The sequence below is a fragment of the Thermomonas sp. genome (assembly GCF_041919455.1).
Lineage (GTDB): Bacteria > Pseudomonadota > Gammaproteobacteria > Xanthomonadales > Xanthomonadaceae > Thermomonas.
Map to the genome: position 1 here is coordinate 144306 of NZ_JAYRTQ010000006.1, position 18558 is coordinate 162863.

Annotated in this window: 15 protein-coding genes and 1 tRNA gene; 10 read left to right on the plus strand and 6 right to left on the minus strand. The window is 68.1% G+C overall.

Annotated elements, in window-relative coordinates; all coding sequences use genetic code 11:
- The first annotated feature begins 15 nt into the window (after positions 1-15).
- From ACE3T8_RS06010 to ACE3T8_RS06020, 3 genes are read left to right on the plus strand one after another with little or no spacing between them, the layout of a single operon-like run.
- A complete protein-coding gene (locus ACE3T8_RS06010; protein ID WP_374607710.1) occupies positions 16-1077 on the plus strand; it encodes a cyclopropane-fatty-acyl-phospholipid synthase family protein in 1062 nt (353 codons plus the stop codon).
- Positions 1074-1616, plus strand: a complete 543-nt coding sequence (locus ACE3T8_RS06015; RefSeq protein WP_374607633.1) for a lipocalin family protein — start codon at positions 1074-1076, stop codon at positions 1614-1616. Before ACE3T8_RS06010 ends, ACE3T8_RS06015 begins: the two co-directional genes overlap by 4 nt.
- A gap of 36 nt (positions 1617-1652) precedes the next feature.
- Positions 1653-3026, plus strand: coding sequence for a deoxyribodipyrimidine photo-lyase (locus ACE3T8_RS06020; RefSeq protein ID WP_374607635.1), 1374 nt, complete (start codon positions 1653-1655; stop codon positions 3024-3026).
- 161 nt (positions 3027-3187) lie between these two features.
- On the opposite strand, the gene ACE3T8_RS06025 is transcribed toward ACE3T8_RS06020, so the two are convergent.
- Together ACE3T8_RS06025 and ACE3T8_RS06030 are read right to left on the minus strand one after the other, a co-directional pair.
- Positions 3188-4021, minus strand: a complete 834-nt coding sequence (locus ACE3T8_RS06025) for a hypothetical protein (protein WP_374607636.1) — start codon at positions 4019-4021, stop codon at positions 3188-3190.
- Between the two features lie 106 nt (positions 4022-4127).
- Positions 4128-5159: a VWA domain-containing protein gene (locus ACE3T8_RS06030; protein WP_374607638.1), complete on the minus strand. Its 1032-nt coding sequence runs from the start codon at positions 5157-5159 to the stop codon at positions 4128-4130.
- 172 nt (positions 5160-5331) lie between these two features.
- Between ACE3T8_RS06030 and ACE3T8_RS06035 the strand changes: the two genes are divergently transcribed.
- Positions 5332-6282, plus strand: coding sequence for a hypothetical protein (locus tag ACE3T8_RS06035; RefSeq protein ID WP_374607639.1), 951 nt, complete (start codon positions 5332-5334; stop codon positions 6280-6282).
- A gap of 49 nt (positions 6283-6331) precedes the next feature.
- Here ACE3T8_RS06035 and ACE3T8_RS06040 read toward each other — a convergent pair whose 3' ends face one another.
- Positions 6332-6868: a hypothetical protein gene (locus ACE3T8_RS06040; RefSeq protein WP_374607641.1), complete on the minus strand. Its 537-nt coding sequence runs from the start codon at positions 6866-6868 to the stop codon at positions 6332-6334.
- Positions 6869-6980: 112 nt separating this feature from the next.
- Here ACE3T8_RS06040 and ACE3T8_RS06045 point away from each other — a divergent pair, with 112 nt between their 5' ends.
- The gene (locus ACE3T8_RS06045) at positions 6981-7529 is read left to right on the plus strand and encodes an ECF-type sigma factor (protein WP_374607643.1); all 549 of its coding nucleotides are present in this window, start codon (positions 6981-6983) and stop codon (positions 7527-7529) included.
- On the opposite strand, the gene ACE3T8_RS06050 is transcribed toward ACE3T8_RS06045, so the two are convergent.
- Together ACE3T8_RS06050 and ACE3T8_RS06055 are read right to left on the minus strand one after the other, a co-directional pair.
- Positions 7480-9933 carry a tetratricopeptide repeat protein gene (locus ACE3T8_RS06050; protein ID WP_374607645.1) on the minus strand — a complete coding sequence of 818 codons (2454 nt, stop codon included), beginning with the start codon at positions 9931-9933 and terminating at the stop codon, positions 7480-7482. The genes ACE3T8_RS06045 and ACE3T8_RS06050 overlap by 50 nt on opposite strands.
- Positions 9934-10079: 146 nt before the next feature.
- A tRNA-Leu gene (locus tag ACE3T8_RS06055) sits at positions 10080-10166 on the minus strand.
- Between the two features lie 100 nt (positions 10167-10266).
- Here ACE3T8_RS06055 and rnr point away from each other — a divergent pair.
- The 4 genes from rnr (at position 10267) to ACE3T8_RS06075 (ending at position 15187) form a co-directional block, all read left to right on the plus strand.
- Positions 10267-12759: a ribonuclease R gene (rnr, locus tag ACE3T8_RS06060; RefSeq protein ID WP_374607647.1), complete on the plus strand. Its 2493-nt coding sequence runs from the start codon at positions 10267-10269 to the stop codon at positions 12757-12759.
- Positions 12760-12899: 140 nt separating this feature from the next.
- Positions 12900-13649 carry a 23S rRNA (guanosine(2251)-2'-O)-methyltransferase RlmB gene (rlmB, locus tag ACE3T8_RS06065; RefSeq protein ID WP_374607649.1) on the plus strand — a complete coding sequence of 250 codons (750 nt, stop codon included), beginning with the start codon at positions 12900-12902 and terminating at the stop codon, positions 13647-13649.
- A complete protein-coding gene (locus tag ACE3T8_RS06070) occupies positions 13649-14872 on the plus strand; it encodes a P1 family peptidase (protein ID WP_374607651.1) in 1224 nt (407 codons plus the stop codon). Before rlmB ends, ACE3T8_RS06070 begins: the two co-directional genes overlap by 1 nt.
- 45 nt (positions 14873-14917) lie before the next feature.
- Positions 14918-15187 (plus strand): hypothetical protein, encoded by a 270-nt coding sequence (locus tag ACE3T8_RS06075; RefSeq protein ID WP_374607653.1) that lies wholly within the window; start codon positions 14918-14920, stop codon positions 15185-15187.
- A gap of 230 nt (positions 15188-15417) precedes the next feature.
- On the opposite strand, the gene rnt is transcribed toward ACE3T8_RS06075, so the two are convergent.
- Positions 15418-16053 (minus strand): ribonuclease T, encoded by a 636-nt coding sequence (rnt, locus tag ACE3T8_RS06080; protein WP_374607654.1) that lies wholly within the window; start codon positions 16051-16053, stop codon positions 15418-15420.
- A 75-nt stretch (positions 16054-16128) separates the two neighbouring features.
- Between rnt and ACE3T8_RS06085 the strand changes: the two genes are divergently transcribed.
- Positions 16129-18555: a GH92 family glycosyl hydrolase gene (locus ACE3T8_RS06085; RefSeq protein WP_374607655.1), complete on the plus strand. Its 2427-nt coding sequence runs from the start codon at positions 16129-16131 to the stop codon at positions 18553-18555.
- Positions 18556-18558 lie beyond the last annotated feature (3 nt).

The window sequence follows — 18558 nt, forward strand, 5'->3', positions numbered from 1 at the left end:
GCCACCGCCGATGCGATGGAACTGGCCAGCGACCGCCCGGCCGATGGTGTGCTGGGCCTGGCCGAACGCGGCCTGGTGCCGGATGCGCTGCTGCGCGCCGGCATCCGCCGCATGTGCGAGGCCCGCCTGCGCGATGAACATGCCGACGATCCCGACGCCGCCGCGCGCCGCAATGCCGCGCTGATCGCGGAACTGCGCCAAAGCCCGGTCGCCATCCACACCGATGCCGCCAACCGCCAGCACTACGAACTGCCGCCTGGATTCTTCACCCGTTGCCTCGGTCCGCGGCTGAAGTACTCCGGCTGCTATTACCCGACGGGTAACGAGACGTTGGCGCAGGCGGAGGAGGCGATGCTCGCGCTGTACGGCGAACGTGCGGAACTCGCGGACGGCCAGGATATCCTGGAGCTGGGTTGTGGCTGGGGTTCGCTGACCCTGTGGATGGCCCAGCACTATCCGAATGCGCGGATTACCGCGGTGTCCAACTCCGCGCCGCAGCGCGCCTTCATCGAGGCGCAGTGCCGCGAGCGCGGCTTCGCCAACGTGCGGGTGATCACCTGCGATGTGAACCGGCTGGAGTTGCCGGCCTCCAACTTCGACCGCTGCGTGTCGGTGGAGATGTTCGAGCACATGCGCAACTACGCGACCTTGCTCGGGCGTATCGGCGGGTGGCTGCGGCCGGGCGGCAAGCTGTTCGTGCACATCTTCTGCCACCGCACCCTGCTGTATCCGTTCGAGACCGCCGGCGACGACAACTGGATGGGCCGGCATTTCTTCACCGGCGGGCTGATGCCGGCAGCGGATACCTTGCTGTGGTTCCAGGACGCGCTGCGCATCGAGGACCGCTGGCTGGTCGACGGCACCCACTACGAGCGTACCGCCAATCATTGGCTGGCCAACCAGGACGCCCGCCACGACGAGGTCATGGCGATCCTGCGCGAGGCCTATGGCGACGCCGCCAAACTCTGGTTCCAGCGCTGGCGAATGTTCTGGATGGCCTGCGCCGAACTGTTCGGCTACGACCACGGCCGCGAATGGATGGTCGCCCACTATCGCTTCACGAAGGAGGCCGCATGATCCGCACACTCTTCGTCGCGCTCGGCATCGGCGCATTGCTCTCCGCCTGCGCGTCCTCGCCGCCCACGATCCCGCCGGTCGCCAGCGTGGACATGCCGCGCTTCATGGGCGACTGGTACGTGATCGCGCAGATTCCGACCTACATCGAGCGCAAGGCCTTCGATTCGGTGGAGTCGTACCGGCTCGATGCCGACGGCAAGATCCGCACCACCTTCCGCTACCGCAACGGCAGCGCGGATGCGCCGCTGAAGACGATGGAACCGGTCGGCCGCGTGGTGCCCGGCACCAACAACGCGGTGTGGGAGATGCAGTTCGTCTGGCCGATCCAGGCCGAGTACGTGATCGTGGATCTCGCGCCGGATTACTCGCGGACGATTGTTGGCCGCAGCAAGCGCGACTACGTGTGGCTGATGGCGCGCACCCCCAGCCTGCCGGCGCCGGAGTTGGCCGCCGCCATCGAGAAGATCCGCACGCTCGGTTACGACACCTCGAAACTGCGCATGGTCCCGCAGGCCGCGGCGACGCAGCCGGCGCAGTGATGCGCGAATGCGGACCAGCAACGGCATGATGCACGCATGACCCAAGCCATTTTCTGGTTCCGCCGCGACCTGCGCCTGGCCGATCACCCTGCGCTGGAGCGGGCGATCCAGTCGCATGATGCGTTGCTGCTGGTGTATGTCGACAACGCGGCCGACAATGTCTACGACGCCAGCCGCGCGTGGTTGCGCCGGTCGCTGGAACGACTGGCCGAGGACATCCGCGCGCGCGGCGGTGAGTTGCATGTGCTTGCGGGCGATCCGGAGTCACTGATTCCGGCCCTTGCTGTCGAGACGGGCGCAACTTCGGTGCACATCTCCGCGCTGCACGAACCCGACGCCGACGCGCGCGATGCACGCATCGCCGCGACGCTGGCATCGGGCGGCATCGCGATGCGCCGCGCCGGTGGCCGCCTGCTGACCGATGCGGATGCGGTACTGACCCAGTCGTCCACGCCGTTCCGGGTGTTCACCCCGTTCCACAAGGCCGCGCGTCCAACCTGGCGGCATCGCCCGCGCGAAGCGCCCGCCACGCTGGCGTGCGGTCCACTCCCGTCATCGCTGCAAGGCGCGCGCACCACGCTCGATGCGCCACGTCCGCGTTGGGACAACGGCTTCTGGGACACCTGGACCCCGGGCGAGGCCGCGGCACTCACGCGACTCGACGACCTGTTGCCGCGCCTGCACGCCTATCCGGATGCGCGCGACGTGCCGGCGGTCGAGGGCACCTCGCGGCTGTCGCCGCACCTGCATTTCGGCGAGATCAGCCCGAGCCGCATCTTCGATGTCGTGCAACGGCATGGCGGCAACGGTGCCGACAAGTACATCGCCGAACTCGGCTGGCGCGAGTTCGCCTATTACGTGCTGCACCACTGGCCAGCCAGCCGCCACCACAACTTCAACCCGAAGTTCGACGTGATGCCGTGGCGCGACGATCCGCCCGGACTGGACGCGTGGCAACGCGGCTTGACCGGCGTCCCACTGGTCGATGCCGGCCTGCGCCAACTCTGGAATGAAGGCTGGATGCACAATCGCGTGCGCATGGTGGTGGCTTCGTGGCTCACCAAGCACATGGGCATCGACTGGCGGCAGGGCGCCGCGTGGTTCATGCATACCCTGGTCGATGCCGACCTGGCCAACAACACGCTGGGCTGGCAGTGGGTCGCCGGCACCGGCGTGGATGCCGCGCCGTATTTCCGCATCTTCAACCCCGTCACGCAGTCGCGCCGCTTCGATCCGCAGGGCACCTACATCCGTCGCTGGGTACCCGAGCTGCGTGCGCTTGGCGATGACGCGGTCCATGCGCCATGGGAAAGCGGTCTGCGCGTGGCGGGTTACCCCGCCAAACCCATCGTCGATCTGAGCGCCGGCCGCGACGCTGCACTGGCGCGGCTTGCGGCACTGGCGAAATAAGCTCCGCTAACCTGCGACGCGCTTGGCAAGATCGCGAAGATGCCCGCAGCCGGTTGGCTGGTGCCTCCGCGACCAAGCGAGTATCGGGGAGCGACTCGCGGAGGCCCCGGCCAGCCGGCCTTCGTGATGCCGCTCTAGCCGCGCCGGCAAAAATGCCTGGGTCAACCGCCCTTGCCGAACTTCGGCATCTCCTTCAGCGGCAACGCATCGAACGCGAACGTGCCACTGGCGGAGGGCAGGGTCTTCGCGGGCAGCTTCTTCGCCATCGACGAGGCCGGCAGGTCCTTCGCCGAGAAGCTGCCGGCGATGGCATACGTACCGTCGGCATTGCGCTCGAAACGGTCGATCGTCACCGTGACCTGCTCGCCGCCCTTGCCTTCGTAGAAGTCGAACATCGCGTTCGCCTTCGGCCGGTAGTTCAGGCTGCTGCCGGTCATCGCCAACGACTGGTCGTCGAAGGTGATGCCCAGATCCAGGTTGCCGCCGTCGCCGGCCGTGCCCTTCAGCGTGACCTGCAGCGACTTGATGATGTCCACGTGCAACACCTGCGAGTCGTGGAAGGTCTTGCCGGCCATGTCGCCGACGATCTCGCGGACGTCGCCGGCGTCGACCTGCATGCCGGTGCCCAGCTTTTCCAGCTTCTTGTTGGCATCGGCGATGGCTTCCTGGCCTTCGCTCCTGCCGAGCTTCTCGTCGAGTTGTTCGCCGATGTCGTCGGCCACCTTGGTCGACAGCGAGCGGAACGCCTGCATGCCGTTGCCGACATCGGCCTGGAGCGTGCCTTGCACGCTCTGGCCTTCCTTCAAGGGCGCGTCGCCATCCGGCAGTGCGCCTGCATCGGCGGCGTCCTGCGCGGCTTCATCGACGATGGCCTGCATGCTGGAGCCGCTGTCGGCGTTTGCCGAGGCATCGTCCGCCTTGCCGCAACCGGCAAGCGCCACCGCAAGCACAGCGAGGCCCAAGGTCTTCTGCATCTGGGTATGTAAGGGGATCATGGTGAGACTCCGGTGGTGATGGTGATTGGGTGATCGAAACGATGTGCTGGCTGCATCGGCGGGGCGCTCGGTGTCGGTGTCCAACCCAGCCCGGACGCATCGATGCTCAAGGCCCGGACGGGGCCGGCCCGATCAGCGCCCCGTGCCAGGAACCCTCCGGGGCGCCGCCGGCACCGCAGTAGTCCCAGTAGCCCTGGAACTCGCTGCGCGCGCGATTGAAGATCAGCGTGGCCGAGCCCCAGTAGTGGGTGCCGTTCTTCTGCGTATCGCAGCGTTGTCCTGCGCTTTTCGCGAACCAATGGCCGTCGAAACTGGCGCTGCCGTCGCGCGCATCGCGGGTCACCGCGCCTTCGATGCGCCCGGCGTCGGAACCGTCGCTCGCCGTGCCCGCGTAGCGTCCGGCCATGCGGTCCTTGCTCCACGCCTCGATGGTCAGCCGGCCGAAGGTGGTGTCGTAGATGCGGCCGACCAGGTCGGAATCGGTGTCGCGCGGCGCTGTCTGTTCGCTCGATGCGACGGACGTCAATGCGCGATTCAATTCGCCGGCGTTGCGTGCGTCCACGTAACGCCCGCCGGTATTCGCGGCCAGGCATTGCAGCTGACGGTGCGCCTTGCTGCCCTTCTGGATGTCGAAGCCGACCACGTGCGCGGTGAAATCCACCCCGGTCGATTCCAGTTCCTTGCCCAGCGCGCAGGGGTCGGCGCTGCAGGTTTCCTCGCCGTCGCTGACCAGGATCACCGTGGCCTTCTGTTCGGTCGAGCGCAGTTGCGCGGCGGCCTGGCGCACCGACGCCGAGATCGGGGTCATGCCCATCGGATTGAGCGCATCGACCTGCTTGCGGATGCCGGCGGCGGTGTTCGCGCCCACGGGTTGCAGCACTTCGATGTCGTTGCAGTCGCCCTTGCGGTTGTGCCCATACGCCATCAAGCCAAGGTCGCCGCCTTGCCAGCCCGACAGCATGATGCCGACGGCCTCGCGGGCGATGGCGATCTTCGGCTTGCCGTCGATCTGTCCCCACATCGAACCGGAGGCATCGAGTACCAGCATGGTGGCGGGGCGTTTTGCGTTGGCGGCATACAGGCCGGTCGCCGCCAGCGCGGCGGCGGACAGCAAACCCAGGAGCAATCTTTGTTTCATGGTGGCGGTTTCCGTCGATGGCGTGGCACAGGCACGGTGCTGGACCCGAGCAGTTACGCAACTGCGCAGCGAATGTGGACGTCGGCAACGCGATCGCATCGTCGACATCGCTGATGTCCGGATGCCGGGGTGCGACTGCGTAACCAGCGCATCCTCGAAGCGGAGTGCTCCAATGGCGTTTCCCCGATCGATCGTTTTGGCCGGCCTGTTGCTGGCAGGCGGCGCGGCTGCGTACGGCATCACCCGAGGCGACCTGTTGCAGGATCCGCCGAAGCCCAGGGTCGACCCCATCACCGACGCCGACAGCGACCTGCTGCCGGTGACATCGCGCGCCGGCGATCCGGCCGACGACCTGCTCGATCCGTACCCCGGCAAACCCGGCGCCGACGAAGTCGCAGACGCAAGGCCGCGTGCGAACGTGGGCGACAAGGCCGGCAAGCATCCGTCGCCGCCGATCAACGGCAGCTTCGCCTTCGACCTGGTGATCGGCTACATCGGCCAGGTGCCGGGCGCGGGAATGGTGCAGTCGTACTACCTGCTCGATTCGCGCAGCGGCCACATCGGCATGGATCGTGGCGCGATCGAAAGCATGGGCAACCTGCCCGCTGCGGGCGAGGGCGGCTCGCTCGATTTCCAGGTCATGACCAATGCCGGCGATCACTACAGCTACATGACCAGCGCCGAGATGGGGCGGGTGGCGATGTCGGTGCGCAGCGGCGAGAGCCCGCTCGGCCGCGACCTGAACGCCTTCTTTGCCGGCGACTGGTTCGAGAACGACTTCAAGCCCACCGGCAAGATGCGCGACATCGGCAGCGATCTGCGTGGCGGCAAGTACCGCTCGACGGAATACGCAGGCACCAATCCGGAGACCGGCAAGCCGTTGCGGATCTGGCTGGCGACGCCGGATTTCGAGGTGGCGTTCTATGCCGCCGCGTACATGGGCACCGGCGTGGTTGCGCTGCCGAAGGCGAACGTCCAGCGCCTGGTGACGCGCATGGAAGGCGAAGGCGCGGTGTTCGAGATCAGCTATGTGATGCGCAAGTCGCAGCGTTTTTCCGGTGCCGGCTACAAGGATTTCAGCGCGGTGATGGCGGGCTACGGCGCACGCGCGGTGCAGCCATGACCTGTCGATATCGAGGCGCGCCACCCTCCATCCGCGGCGACCGGCCCGATCATCCTTCGATCGCGGGCTCTGCGCGCACCGCGCGACGGATGCGGTTGCCTTCGGAGACATAGTCGCCGACCAGCGCAGCGCCATCGCGTCGCAGTTCCAGCCGGTGCGGCAAGCCGTCCGCCGTGGGGTGGAAGACCAGCACGATGCGGTCGCCCTCGATCTCCACGCGGTCGAACGCGGCACCGAGGCCAATCAGTTCGCAATCGGCCGTGCCGGTGATCGGCGCGCCGGCCACGGCATCGCAGAACGGCTGGAACAGCACGAAGTTGCCACTGCCAGTTGCATCGCCGGCGTCGCCCTGGACGGAGAACGCCATCAGCGCGGCATCGTGCGGATCGTCCGCGGCCAGCAGGCGCCAGTTGCCGTGCAGAGGCGACGGAAGCGAGGGTTCGGGTGCTTCCGTCTCGAGCGGACGGGCCTGCGTTGCGGGTGTCGCCTGCACGGCGGTGCCATGCGTCGCGGCGACATCGCCCGCGGCGGGGGTGCAGGCGGTCAGGGTGGCGAGCAGCGCGGCGGGAATCAGGCGCAACGACATGGCGGTACTCCGGCGTGGATCGCCACGGTTACGCAGCATCGCCAGCGAAGCGGACAGGCGGGCGCAGCGCGATGCTATCGTGCAGGTTGTCTTGCCGGGACTCACACCACGCATGCACGAACCCGCCGAGCCGCAGCCGGGCACGCTGGCCGCGACCGCCGCCGAACTGGCCCCGCTGCTGCTGGACGACATGCGCCGGCGCGCGCGGCGCGAACGTCGCCGGGTCAATGCCGGCGAAACCATGCGCACCACCGCACTGGTCAACGAGGCCTTCCTGCGCCTGCAGCGCGGCGGTGCCTGGCAGGACGAAACCCATTTCCTGCATGCGGCGGCGATGGCGATGCGCCAGGTGCTGGTGGACCATGCGCGACGCCGATTGGCCGACAAGCGCGGTGGCGGGCGGGTGGATTCGCTGGAAGACCACCCGGACATCGAGCCGTTCTGGGTCAGCGACGAGCGCCTGGTCGAACTGGACGACGCCTTGCAGGAACTGTCGCAACTCAACCCACGCCTGCAGCAGGTGGTGGAATGCCGCTTCTTCGCCGGCTACACCGACGACGAAACTGCACGCGTCCTCGGCGTGGCCGAACGCACCGTGCGCCGCGACTGGATCAAGGCGCGCGCGTGGTTGTTCCAGGCGCTGGAGCCGGTGCCGGACTGAGCTGCGCGCGCAGGCTGGCACTCTGCGTGGCGATGCGCTGGCCGGCCGGGCCGGCGGCTTTGGCCATCGCATCGATCGTGTCCAGCAGTGCCGCGACCGGCGCATGTTCGTTGCGTGCCAGGTGGATGCGTGCCAGCGCCAACCGTGGTGCGGCGCCGCCCGGATGGCGCGATCCCAGGTGCCGGTCCGCGGCGGCCAGCGCCTCGCGCGCGGTGGCTTCGGCACGCCCGGCATCGCCCAGCGCAAGTTGCGCTTCGGCCACGCCGCTGAGCGCGGCGACGTGATGCATGCTGCCGGTGCCGGCGAATTGCGCGCCCATCGCCGCAGCCTCGGCCAGCAAGGGCAAGGCCTCGCCGGCGCGTCCGGTCTGCAGCAGCAACTTGCCGTAGTTGTTGAGCAGGGCCGCGGTCGCCGCCGATGGCCCATACAACTGCCGGCGCAGGGTCACCGCCTGTTCCAGCAGCGGCGCGGCCACCTCCGGTTTGCCCGCGCTCAGTTCCAGCGAGCCCCAGTTGTTGAGGGTGTTCAGTGCATCGGTGGATTCGCGCAGGCGCGCCACGCGCCAGACCTCGCTGGCGGCGCGGAAGGCCTCGCGCGCTTCGTCCAGCCGGCCCAGTCCGAACAGGGCCACGCCTAGGTTGTTGTGGAACACGCCGGTTTCGCGGCCATGCACGCCATCCAGGGCGACGCGTTGCGCCAGGCCACGCCGCAGCAGGGCGATCGCGCCATCGGCATCGCCGGCCTGCTGGCGCAGCCGCGACTCCAGCATCAGGCTGTCGACCAGCCGGGTCTGCCAGCGTGCCGGATCGGTGTTCCAGAAACTGCGCGCCTGCGCGAGCAGGGCGGTTGCACGTTCGGCATCGCCGCCACGCAGCGCAACCTGGGCCAGGTCGTAGCGGCCGACCGCGACCAGCGACGGATCGACGATGTTCGGGTCGGCGTCGGCCAGCCGTTGCAGCAGCGGTTCAGCCGCCGGGTAATCGTTGAGCAGGAAATACAGCTCGCCCAAGGTGTGCAGCACCGGAGCGCCCTCCGCGGGATCGCGGGCGAAGCTGTCGACCACGCGTTGCGCGGCATGGTCGAGTACGTCGCCGGCGGTGGCGTCGCTGCCCTGCATCTCGCCGGCGCTGCGGAACATGTGGAAGACCGCCTGCTGCACCGCTTCCAGCCGCCCCTTTTCGCGCAGGGCTTCATCACGCTGGCGGCCGGCCTCGCGCGCCTGGAACAGGGCCATGCCCAGTCCCACGGCAAGCGCCAGCACGGTGACGCTGGCAGCGGTCGCGGCCCAGCGATGGGTGTGCAGGAAGCGCCAGAAGCGATAGCGCGGCTCGCCATCGCGGGCCGCGACCGGCGCGCCACGCAGGGCACGCGACAGGTCGTCGGCGAAGGCGTCCATGCTGCGGTAGCGCTGCGCCGGGTCGCGTGCCATCGCCACCGCCAGCACGGCATCCAGGTCCGACAACAGGCGGCGATCGGCGCGGATGGGTCCGGACGCCGCCGCGTCGCGCAGGCGCGGCACGTTCGCCTGCGCGGCACGCATCGCCAGCAAGGCCGTCGGCGGTTCGTCGCGCGCGTGCGGTGCGTGCCCGCAGAGCAATCGATACAGCACCGCTGCCATAGCGTAGATGTCGGCGGCCACGCCCACGTCGCCGCCGGCCAGTTGTTCCGGTGCGGCATAGCCGAGCGACAGTGGCGTTCGCTCGCCGTCGGCTTCTTCGCCCTGGCCGGACAGGCTGGCCACGCCGAAATCGATCAGGCGCACGCGCCCGTCGCCATCGACCAGCAGGTTGGACGGCTTGATGTCGCGATGCACGACCAGCCGCGCATGCGCATGCGCCACCGCTTCGCAGGCCTGCAGCACCAGCGCGATGCGTTCGCGCGGCGAGGCCTGGCGTTGCTCGCACCACTGGTGGATCGGCACGCCATCCACGTATTCCATGACCATGTACGGCTGGCCATCGCCGAGCAAGCCGCCGTCGATCATCCGGGCGATGCCGGGATGGTCGAGCAGGGCCACGATCCTGCGTTCGTTGTGGAAGCGGGACCAGTCGCCGGCATCCACGCGCGCAATCCGCTTCAGCGCCGCGCGCTGGCCGTATTGGCCGTCGGCGCGTTCGACCTCGTAAACCTCGCCCATTCCGCCGCGACCCAGCAGCCCGGCGATCCGCCATGCGCCGGCGATATCGCCGGCCGCAAGCGTTGCCGGCAAGGGCGCGTCGCCGGCTGGTGCATGCTCGAGGAAGTCGCCGCTGGCATCGGCTGCGGCGAGCAGTCGAAGCACCTCGTCGATGATCGCTGCCGGCTTTTCGCTGCTGCGCAGCCAGGACGCGCGTTGCGGCGCGGGCAACTCCCAGGCGGCATCGAACAGGGCTTCGATGGTCTGCCAGTCGGTGGTCGAGGTCATGGGCCGTTGCGTCCGCGAGATTCGCGACAGCATCGCGCGTGCGGTGCGTCCCGGTAAACCCGGGCCCGCATCCGCTTGGCGGGATGCGCGATGGCAAAACGCGGGGCACAAAAAAACCCGCTTTCGCGGGTTTTCTTGTTTGAACCTGGTGCCCGGGAGAGGACTCGAACCTCCACGAAGTTGCCCCCGCTAGCACCTGAAGCTAGTGCGTCTACCAATTCCGCCACCCGGGCAGGGTGCAGGGGGCGTATGTTGCAGGGCGACTTCGAGCTTGTCAACGGGATTTCATCCGATGCGGACAGGGCCTGCACGGGCGCGTTGTACCATCGCTGCATGACCAAACCCCCGAGCAAGCGCGGCCCCGGCCGCGGCGGCAAGACACCCGGCAAGGCCGGCGGCACACGCGGCGAAGGCGCTCCCCAGGGCAGGGCCGGTGCGAAGAAAACCGCCAGCAAGTTGCCGGGTTGGTTGCCCGATGCCGGCCTGATGCGTGCTTTCGGCAATAGCGGCGCAAGCAAGCCGGTCGGGCGCGCCGAAGCGAAGCCCGAAGCCGAACCGACGATGTCCACGCGCCCCGGCCGCGAGCGCGATCCGCACGCCGCTCGCGAGGCGCAGCGTTACGAACAACCCATCGCCAGCCGCGAGATGATCCTGCAGATCCTGGCCGCCAGCGATGGGCCGCTGGATGCCGATGCGCTGGCGCAGAAGCTCGCACTGACTGCGCCGGATCGTTTCGCGGCGCTGGAGAAGCGGCTCAATGCGATGTTGCGGGATGGCCAGCTGCTGCAGAACCGCCGCGGTGGTTTCGCCCCGGCCGCGCGCATGGACCTGGTGCCGGGTGTCGTTATCGCCAACGAGAACGGCTTCGGCTTCCTGCGGCCCGACGCGGGCGGTGGCGACGACCTGTTCCTGCCGCCCTACGAGATGCGCAAGGTCATGCACGGTGATCGCGTGCTGGCCAGCGTCACCGGCATGGACCGGCGCGGCCGTCGCGAAGGCACCATCGTCGAGGTGCTGGAACGCCGGCTCACCCGCCTGATCGGCCGCTACACGGAAGAGGGCGGCATCGGCTACGTCATCCCGGACGACAAGCGCGTCCAGCGCAACGTGATGATCCCGGCCAATGGCCGCAACGACGCGCGCAACGGCCAACTGGTCGTCGCCGAGATCACCACCCCGGCGGATGCGCACCGCCCGCCCATCGGCAACGTGCTGGCGGTGCTGGGCGACAAGCTGACCGCATCGCAGGCGGTCGAGGCCGCGATCCACGGCCACGACATCCCGCACGAATTCCCGCCCGAAGTGCTGGCGCAGGCGACCGCGGTCCCGCTTCAGGTCCAGCACGCCGAGATCGCAGGCCGCGTCGACCTGCGCAACGTGCCGCTGGTGACCATCGACGGCGAGGACGCCAAGGATTTCGATGACGCGGTGTGGTGCGAGCCGAACAAGGATGGCTTCCGGCTGGTCGTGGCGATCGCCGATGTCTCGCATTACGTGCGGCCGGAAACCCCGCTGGACGACGAAGCGCAGTTGCGCGCGACCTCGGTGTATTTCCCCGGTTTCGTGGTGCCGATGCTGCCGGAGACGCTGAGCAACGGCATCTGCTCGCTGATGCCGAAGGTCGACCGCCTGTGCTTCGTTGCCGACATGCAGGTCGGGCGCGACGGCATCGTCGCCGGCGCCAGGTTCTACGAGGCGGTGATGCATTCGCACGCGCGCCTGACCTATACCGATGTGTGGAACGCGGTGGGCGAGGGCATTCCCGAGGACGACCACGCTGCCGCGCTGGCCAAGATCGGCGGCCTGCTGCCGCAGATCCGGCAACTGCACCAGCTTTACCGGGTGCTGGACAAGGCGCGTCAGAAGCGCGGCGCGATCGAGTTCGAGAGCAGCGAGGTGCGTTTCGTCCTCGACGCGCAGGGCGCGGTTACCCAGGCCGGCATGCTCCAGCGCAACGATGCGCACAAGCTGATCGAGGAATGCATGATCGCGGCCAACGTGCAGGCCGCGCTGTACCTGCTGCAGTCCGGCGTGCCGGCGCCGTATCGCGACCACGACAAGCCGCCGGAGTCCAAGTACGCGGACCTGGAGGAGTTCCTCAAGGAATTCATGCTGCGGATGCCGCCGTGGGCGAAGGTCAAGCCGAAGGACTTCCGCGCGATGCTGGAGAAGATCCGCGAGCGCCCCGATGCGACGTTGCTGGAGTCGGTGATCCTGCGCAGCCAGTCGCTGGCGGTGTACGCGCCGGAGAACATCGGCCACTTCGGCCTGGCGCTGGAGGCCTATGCGCACTTCACCTCGCCGATCCGCCGCTATCCCGACCTGCTGGTCCATCGCGCGATCAAGCATGCGCTGGCGGGCGGAAGGCCCGATACCTATGCCTATTCGCCGCACGAGATGGCGGCGCTGTCGCTGCAATGTTCCGAGCGCTCACGCCGCGCCGACGAGGCCCAGCGCGAAGTCGACGAGCGCTATCGCGCGGCGTGGATGGAAGGCCACGTCGGCAAGGAGTTCGACGGCACCATCAGCGGCGTCACCAGCTTCGGCCTGTTCGTCGAGCTTGACGATTCCAAGGTCAACGGCCTGGTCCACGTGACCCAGCTGCCCCGCGATTTCTACCACTTCGACGCCGTGCGCAAGACCTTGGCCGGCGAGCGTCGCGGCCACGAATACCGCCTCGGCGACCGGGTGCGCATCGTGGTGCTGAAGGCCAGCGTGGAAGACCGCAAGATCGACTTCCGCCTGGTCGAAGGCGACGGCGCCAGCGATGTGAAGCCATTGCCCGAGCGTGGCAAGCCGGCGAAGCGCGCGAAGAAACCGTACTGATCGGGCGGTTCGGCGGCGGGCCGGCCCGCGTATAGCCGGCCATGGATGGCCGGCGGCCGCGCCTCGAACAGGAGGTTCGCAGAAGCGGAGGAGCGGGCTGGCCTGTCGCCGGACCGCAGCGCGACATGCACAATGCGCGCATGAGCAAACAAGCCCAATGGATCGTCGGCCTCAATGCGGTGGCCTCCGCGCTGGAACACGACGCCGAACATGTGCGCGAGGTGCTGCTGGAAGCCGGCGGCAAGAATCCGCGCATCGCCGAGATCGAGCAGGAGGCGCGGCGCAAGGAGATCGACGTGCGTCGCGTGCCGCAGAACGCGCTGGACGGCGTAGCCGGCGGCGTGCGCCACCAGGGCGCAGCGGCGCGTTACGCGGCGGCCAAGACGTGGGACGAGCACGAGCTGGTCGGGCTGGTGGAAGCGGCCGACGGCAAGGCGCTGGTACTGGTGCTGGATGGCGTGCAGGACCCGCACAACCTCGGCGCCTGCCTGCGCAGCGCGGCGGCGGCGGGCGCGACCGCGGTGGTGTTCCCGAAGGACAAGGCGGTGCAGGTCAACGCGACCGTGCGCAAGACCTCGGCCGGCGCGGCGGACACCTTGCCGATCTTCAGCGTCACCAATCTCTCGCGCACCCTGCGCGACCTGCAGAAGGCCGGCGTGTGGATTTATGGTTTTGCCGGCGAAGCGGCGGCATCGCTGTACGCGCTCGACCTCAAGGGCAATGTCGCATTGGTGATGGGCAGCGAAGGCGATGGCCTGCGTCGGCTGACCCGCGACAACTGCGACCAGCTGGTGAAGATCCCGATGCCGGGCGAGTTCGAAAGCCTCAACGTCTCGGTCGCTACCGGCATCGCCCTGTTCGAGGCGGTGCGCCAGCGGAGCGTCGGCTGATGCGTCCGCTGATGCATCGGTTCGGCGCGGCATTCGCGGTCGCGGTACTGTCGCTATCTGCGGCAACCGTCTCCGCGCAGGACGCGCGGGTGCGGGCACGCGACCTCGGCATCGCGCCGGGGATCTTCGCCACCGGCGAACACAATGCGATCACCGATGTCGAAGGCGTGCGCGTGGGTCACGCCACCGTGCGCGAGGGCGACACGATCCGCACCGGCGTCACCGCGATCCTGCCGCACGTGGGCAATGCCTACCTGTCGCGGGTGCCGGCGGCGATCCATGTCGGCAACGGTTTCGGCAAGCTGGCCGGCAGCACCCAGGTTGCGGAACTCGGCGAGCTGGAAACGCCGATCCTGCTGACCTGCACGCTGTGCGTATGGAAGGCGGCCGATGCGATGGCCGAGTGGATGCTGCGGCAGCCCGGCATGGAGAAGGTGCAGTCGATCAATCCGGTGGTCGGCGAAACCAACGACGGTGGCCTCAACGATATCCGCGCGCGGCCGATCACCGCCGCGCATGTGCGGCAGGCGCTGGAAGGCGCGCAAGGCGGCGCGGTCGCCGAAGGCAGCGTCGGCGCCGGCACCGGCACGGTGGCGTTCGGCTGGAAGGGCGGCATCGGCACGTCCTCGCGCAAGTTGCCGGCATCGCTGGGTGGCTGGACCGTCGGCGTGCTGGTGCAGAGCAACTACGGCGGCGTGCTGCAGATGGGCGGCGTGCCGGTCGGACGCGAGCTCGGCCAGTACGCTTTCAAGAATGCGGTCGCGGATGCACAGGTCGACGCGCGCGAATCGCTGGCGCGATGGTCGCGAGGTCCGGCCGACGACCGTGGCGACGGTTCGGTGATCGTGGTGATCGCCACCGATGCGCCATTGTCGGACCGCAACCTGCGGCGACTGGCCTCGCGGGCGATGATGGGCCTGGGCCGCACCGGCAGTTCGGCATCCAACGGCAGCGGCGACTACGCCATCGCGTTTTCCACGGCAAGCGAGGTGCGGCGCGCGTTCGGTAGCGAACGCCTGCGCAGCGAAGAACTCGCGAACGACCAGACCAGCGCGCTGTTCCAGGCCGGCGTGGATGCGGTGGAGGAAGCCGTGTACAACTCGCTGTTGATGGCGACCACCGAGACCGGCAACGGCACGACCGTAAAGGCGATTCCGCTGGATGAACTGCGCCGGGTATTGCGCAAGCATGGCGTCTCGCCGCCGGGTCGCAACCAGGACTGATCCAACCGGTCGCGCCGCATGCGCGACGACAACAGGAAAACGGGAATGGCACTGGAACTCGCGTGGTACGACTGGGTGGGCCTGCTGGGCACCGTGATGATCCTGGGCGGCTTCGCCTTGCTGCAGGCGGGCAAGCTGTCCGGTACCGGACTGGTGTATCAGTTGCTCAACCTGTTCGGCGCGACCGGCGTGCTGGTCTCGCTGCTGGGCACGTTCAACCTGTCGGTCTTCCTGTTGGAAGCTGCGTGGATCGCAGTCAGCCTGTACGGGATCATGCGCTCGTTCAAGGCGAAGTCGAAGGCGACGCAAGCCTGAGTTCGTCGCACGCCGAGCGTCCCGGCCGTATCGGCTCGGGACACGCCGCAAGTACCCGCTGCGCGGGCCCGGCCCGCAATCACAGATTGCGGGCGTTCGGCGGCGCGCGAAGCAGTGCTTCGCAAGCGCTCGCCTCACCCATGTAGGCTAATCGGCGCCATCCATGGCGCCGATTGTCCCCGTGCTCGATACGGCCGTGACACTCGGCGATCCAGCTTGACAGCTCCTGCTCACGAGCGCGGCCACGCATTCGCGATGATGCAGAACAGCTGCGCGGTGCGTTCCGCGTCGTATACAGCCGAATGCGCCTCGCGCTGGTCCCATTCCAGTCCCGCGGCATGCACCGCACGTGCAAGCACGGTCTGCCCGTAGGCCATGCCGGCCAGGCTCACCGTGTCGAACACGCTGAAGGGATGGAAGGGATTGCGCTTGTGCTCGACGCGGGCGATCGCCGCATTGAGGAAGTTGAGGTCGAAGTGCGCGTTGTGGCCGACCAGGATCGCGCGCTGGCAGCCATGTTTCTTGGCTGCTGCGCGCACCGGCAGGAATACCTTGTCCAGTCCTTCGCGCTCCGGCACCGCGCCGCGCAACGGATGGTCGACCTTGATCCCGGTGACCTCCAGCGACTTCGGGTCGATGCTGGTGCCGGGCGCGGGTTGGATATGCGCGCTGGCGACCTCGCCGGGCACGAAACGGCCATGTTCGTCGAGGTCGATCGGCACCGCCGCGATCTCCAGCAGCGCATGCTTGTTCCAGTCGAAGCCACCGGTTTCCACGTCCACCACGACCGGCAGGTAGCCGCGGAAACGTTCCACCATCGGCTTGAATGCGGGGGCGTCGATGGGCGTCGCGTCGGTCTCGGTCATCGCGACAGGTTAGCAGCGTGTTGACGAGGCGGGCGAGCCTGCTAGGGTGCGCATTCCATCGAACCGGGGCGGGCGATGCGGGAAAAGACAGGCGTCTCGCGAGTGCTGGCGATGGCCTGCCTGCTGTCGGGCATGCCCGCGCTGGCGGCGTCGACCGATCCGGCGCTGCAGGTGAACACGTTCATCGGCACCCAGGACGAGGGCAACACCTTTCCCGGCGCGTCCGCGCCATTCGGGATGATCCAGGTCAGCCCGATCACCGAGCATTACGCCGGCTATCGCTACGACGACAGGAAGATCCGCGGGTTCGGTCATTCGTTCGTGTCGGGGGCCGGTTGCTGGGAGCAGGGCGGGCAGGTCGCCACGCTGCCGGTCACTGGCCGCATCGGTCCCGGTGGCGACTTCGATACCGATGATGCGAAGGCCAGGCCCTTCGACTACAAGACGTATGCCGCGGCCTACACGCACGCGGGCGAGGTCGGCCAGGCCGGCTACTACAAGGTCCGGCTCACCGATTACAACGGCATCGATGTCGAAGCGACCGCGCTGACCCGTGCCGCGGCGGAGCGTTACACCTACGCTGCGAACGAGAAGATCGGCCATGTGCTGGTCAACGTCGGTCAGGCCAACGAGAAGCATGAAGTCGTGGGCAGCGTGATCGAGGTCGTCGGTGACCGTGCGGTGGAAGGCAAGCTGGTCACCAAGAGCTTCTGCGGCGGCAAGCAGTACACCACCTGGTTCCGCATCGAGTTCGATCGTCCGTTCCAGGCCTTCGGCACCTGGGATCGCGAGGGCGGCGTTCCCGCTGGCCGGCATAGCGTGGGCACGCAGTGGGATGTCGCGAACGGCGCGTGGTTGAGTTTCGAGCTGGGCGGCGCGCGCAGCGTCACCGCGACCAGCGCGATCTCGCATGTCGATGCGGAAGGTGCGCGCCGCAACCTCGATGCCGAAGGCAAGCGCGGCGGCAGGTTGCTTGCGTTCGATGCGATGCGCGCGCAGGCGCAGGCCGCATGGCGCAAGGAACTCGGCGTGGTGCGCATCGAAGGCGCCTCGGCGGACGACCGCGTGGTGTTCGGGACCGCGCTGTATCACGCCTTCCTGCAGCCGATGACCGGCAGCGATGCCGACGGTCGCTATCGCGGCTACGACGACGACATCCATATCGCCGAGGGTTGGACCTACCACGAGTATTTTTCGCTGTGGGACACCTACCGCACGCAGAACCAGTTGCTGGCGATGCTCAAGCCGGCGCGCACGCGCGACATCGCCCGCTCGATGCTGGCGATCCACGCGCAGATGGGCTGGTTGCCGCGCTGGGGCTATGCGAACTTCGACACCAACATCATGACCGGCGATCCGGTCACGCCGTGGCTGGTCGACCTGTGGCGTTTCGGTGCGCTGCAGGGCCGCGAACGCGAGGCCTGGCAGGCGCTGTGGCAGAACGCGAACGGTCGGCCGCCGGCGATGTCGCGCGCGCAGGGCCGTGCCGGCAACGACACGTATTTGGCGCAGGGCTTCGTACCGTACGACCGCGCGTATCCATCGAAGGGCATGGATGTGGACCAGCACCACGGCGGTTCGGCCACGCTGGAATACGCCTTGGGCGATTGCGCGTTGTCGCAGATGGCGACTGCGCTCGGCGAAACCGGCATCGCCGCGACGCTGCGCGAACGCGGCCGCAACTGGCGCATGGTCTGGGATGCCGAGGTCGCCGACCAGGCGCTCGGTTTCCGTGGTTTCCCGCGTCCGCGCATCGAATGCGGCGATTTCTACGTGCCCACCCATGGCGGCTACGACCCGCGTTCCAACCACGGCTTCCACGAGGGCACCGCCTGGCAATACCAGTGGCTGGTGCAGCAGGATGTACCCGGCCTGGTGGCGGCGATGGGCGGCATCGAACAGGCACGCCATCGTCTCGACGCATTCTTCGCCCACGACGAACTGGCGAAGGACGTGCAGGGCGGCGCGCGCAAGCACTGGGTGGTGGGCCCGTACAGTTACTACAACCAGTTCCGTTACAACCCGAACAACGAGCCCGACCTGCATGCGCCGTGGATGTACACGCTGCTGGGCCAGCCGTGGAAGACCGCGACCGTGGTGCGCGCGGCGCAGGCGTTGTTCACCGACGCGCCGAATGGCGTGACCGGCAACGACGACCTCGGCACGATGTCGGCCTGGTACGTGTTCAGCGCGATCGGCCTGTATCCGGCGGTGCCGGGCACCGGGCAATTGCTGCTGCACGCGCCGCGCTTCCCCCGCGTCGAACTGGACCTTGGCGATGGCGAGACGCTGTCCATCACTGCGTCGATGGCGAATGCCGGCGTGGTGCAGGCTGTCGACGGCGTGCGTATCGATGGCAAATCGCATCCGCAAACGTGGGTCGATTGGGCGATGCTGCGCAATGGCGGCAACATCGTTTTCACCTTGGCCGCGCGTGCCGACCCGAAGGGCTGGGGCACGCGTCCGCAAGACCTGCCCGCGTCGCCCTGCGCCGCGCCCTGAACC

Coding starts and splice junctions, on each gene's coding strand:
- ACE3T8_RS06025 (WP_374607636.1), bottom strand. CDS start 4,021: ATGATCCCCTTACATACCCAGATGCAGAAGACCTTGGGCCTCGCTGTG.
- ACE3T8_RS06010 (WP_374607710.1), top strand. CDS start 16: ATGGAACTGGCCAGCGACCGCCCGGCCGATGGTGTGCTGGGCCTGGCC.
- ACE3T8_RS06050 (WP_374607645.1), bottom strand. CDS start 9,933: ATGACCTCGACCACCGACTGGCAGACCATCGAAGCCCTGTTCGATGCC.
- rnt (WP_374607654.1), bottom strand. CDS start 16,053: ATGACCGAGACCGACGCGACGCCCATCGACGCCCCCGCATTCAAGCCG.
- ACE3T8_RS06085 (WP_374607655.1), top strand. CDS start 16,129: ATGCGGGAAAAGACAGGCGTCTCGCGAGTGCTGGCGATGGCCTGCCTG.
- ACE3T8_RS06045 (WP_374607643.1), top strand. CDS start 6,981: ATGCACGAACCCGCCGAGCCGCAGCCGGGCACGCTGGCCGCGACCGCC.
- rnr (WP_374607647.1), top strand. CDS start 10,267: ATGACCAAACCCCCGAGCAAGCGCGGCCCCGGCCGCGGCGGCAAGACA.
- ACE3T8_RS06020 (WP_374607635.1), top strand. CDS start 1,653: ATGACCCAAGCCATTTTCTGGTTCCGCCGCGACCTGCGCCTGGCCGAT.
- rlmB (WP_374607649.1), top strand. CDS start 12,900: ATGAGCAAACAAGCCCAATGGATCGTCGGCCTCAATGCGGTGGCCTCC.
- ACE3T8_RS06030 (WP_374607638.1), bottom strand. CDS start 5,159: ATGAAACAAAGATTGCTCCTGGGTTTGCTGTCCGCCGCCGCGCTGGCG.
- ACE3T8_RS06070 (WP_374607651.1), top strand. CDS start 13,649: ATGCGTCCGCTGATGCATCGGTTCGGCGCGGCATTCGCGGTCGCGGTA.
- ACE3T8_RS06035 (WP_374607639.1), top strand. CDS start 5,332: ATGGCGTTTCCCCGATCGATCGTTTTGGCCGGCCTGTTGCTGGCAGGC.
- ACE3T8_RS06075 (WP_374607653.1), top strand. CDS start 14,918: ATGGCACTGGAACTCGCGTGGTACGACTGGGTGGGCCTGCTGGGCACC.
- ACE3T8_RS06015 (WP_374607633.1), top strand. CDS start 1,074: ATGATCCGCACACTCTTCGTCGCGCTCGGCATCGGCGCATTGCTCTCC.
- ACE3T8_RS06040 (WP_374607641.1), bottom strand. CDS start 6,868: ATGTCGTTGCGCCTGATTCCCGCCGCGCTGCTCGCCACCCTGACCGCC.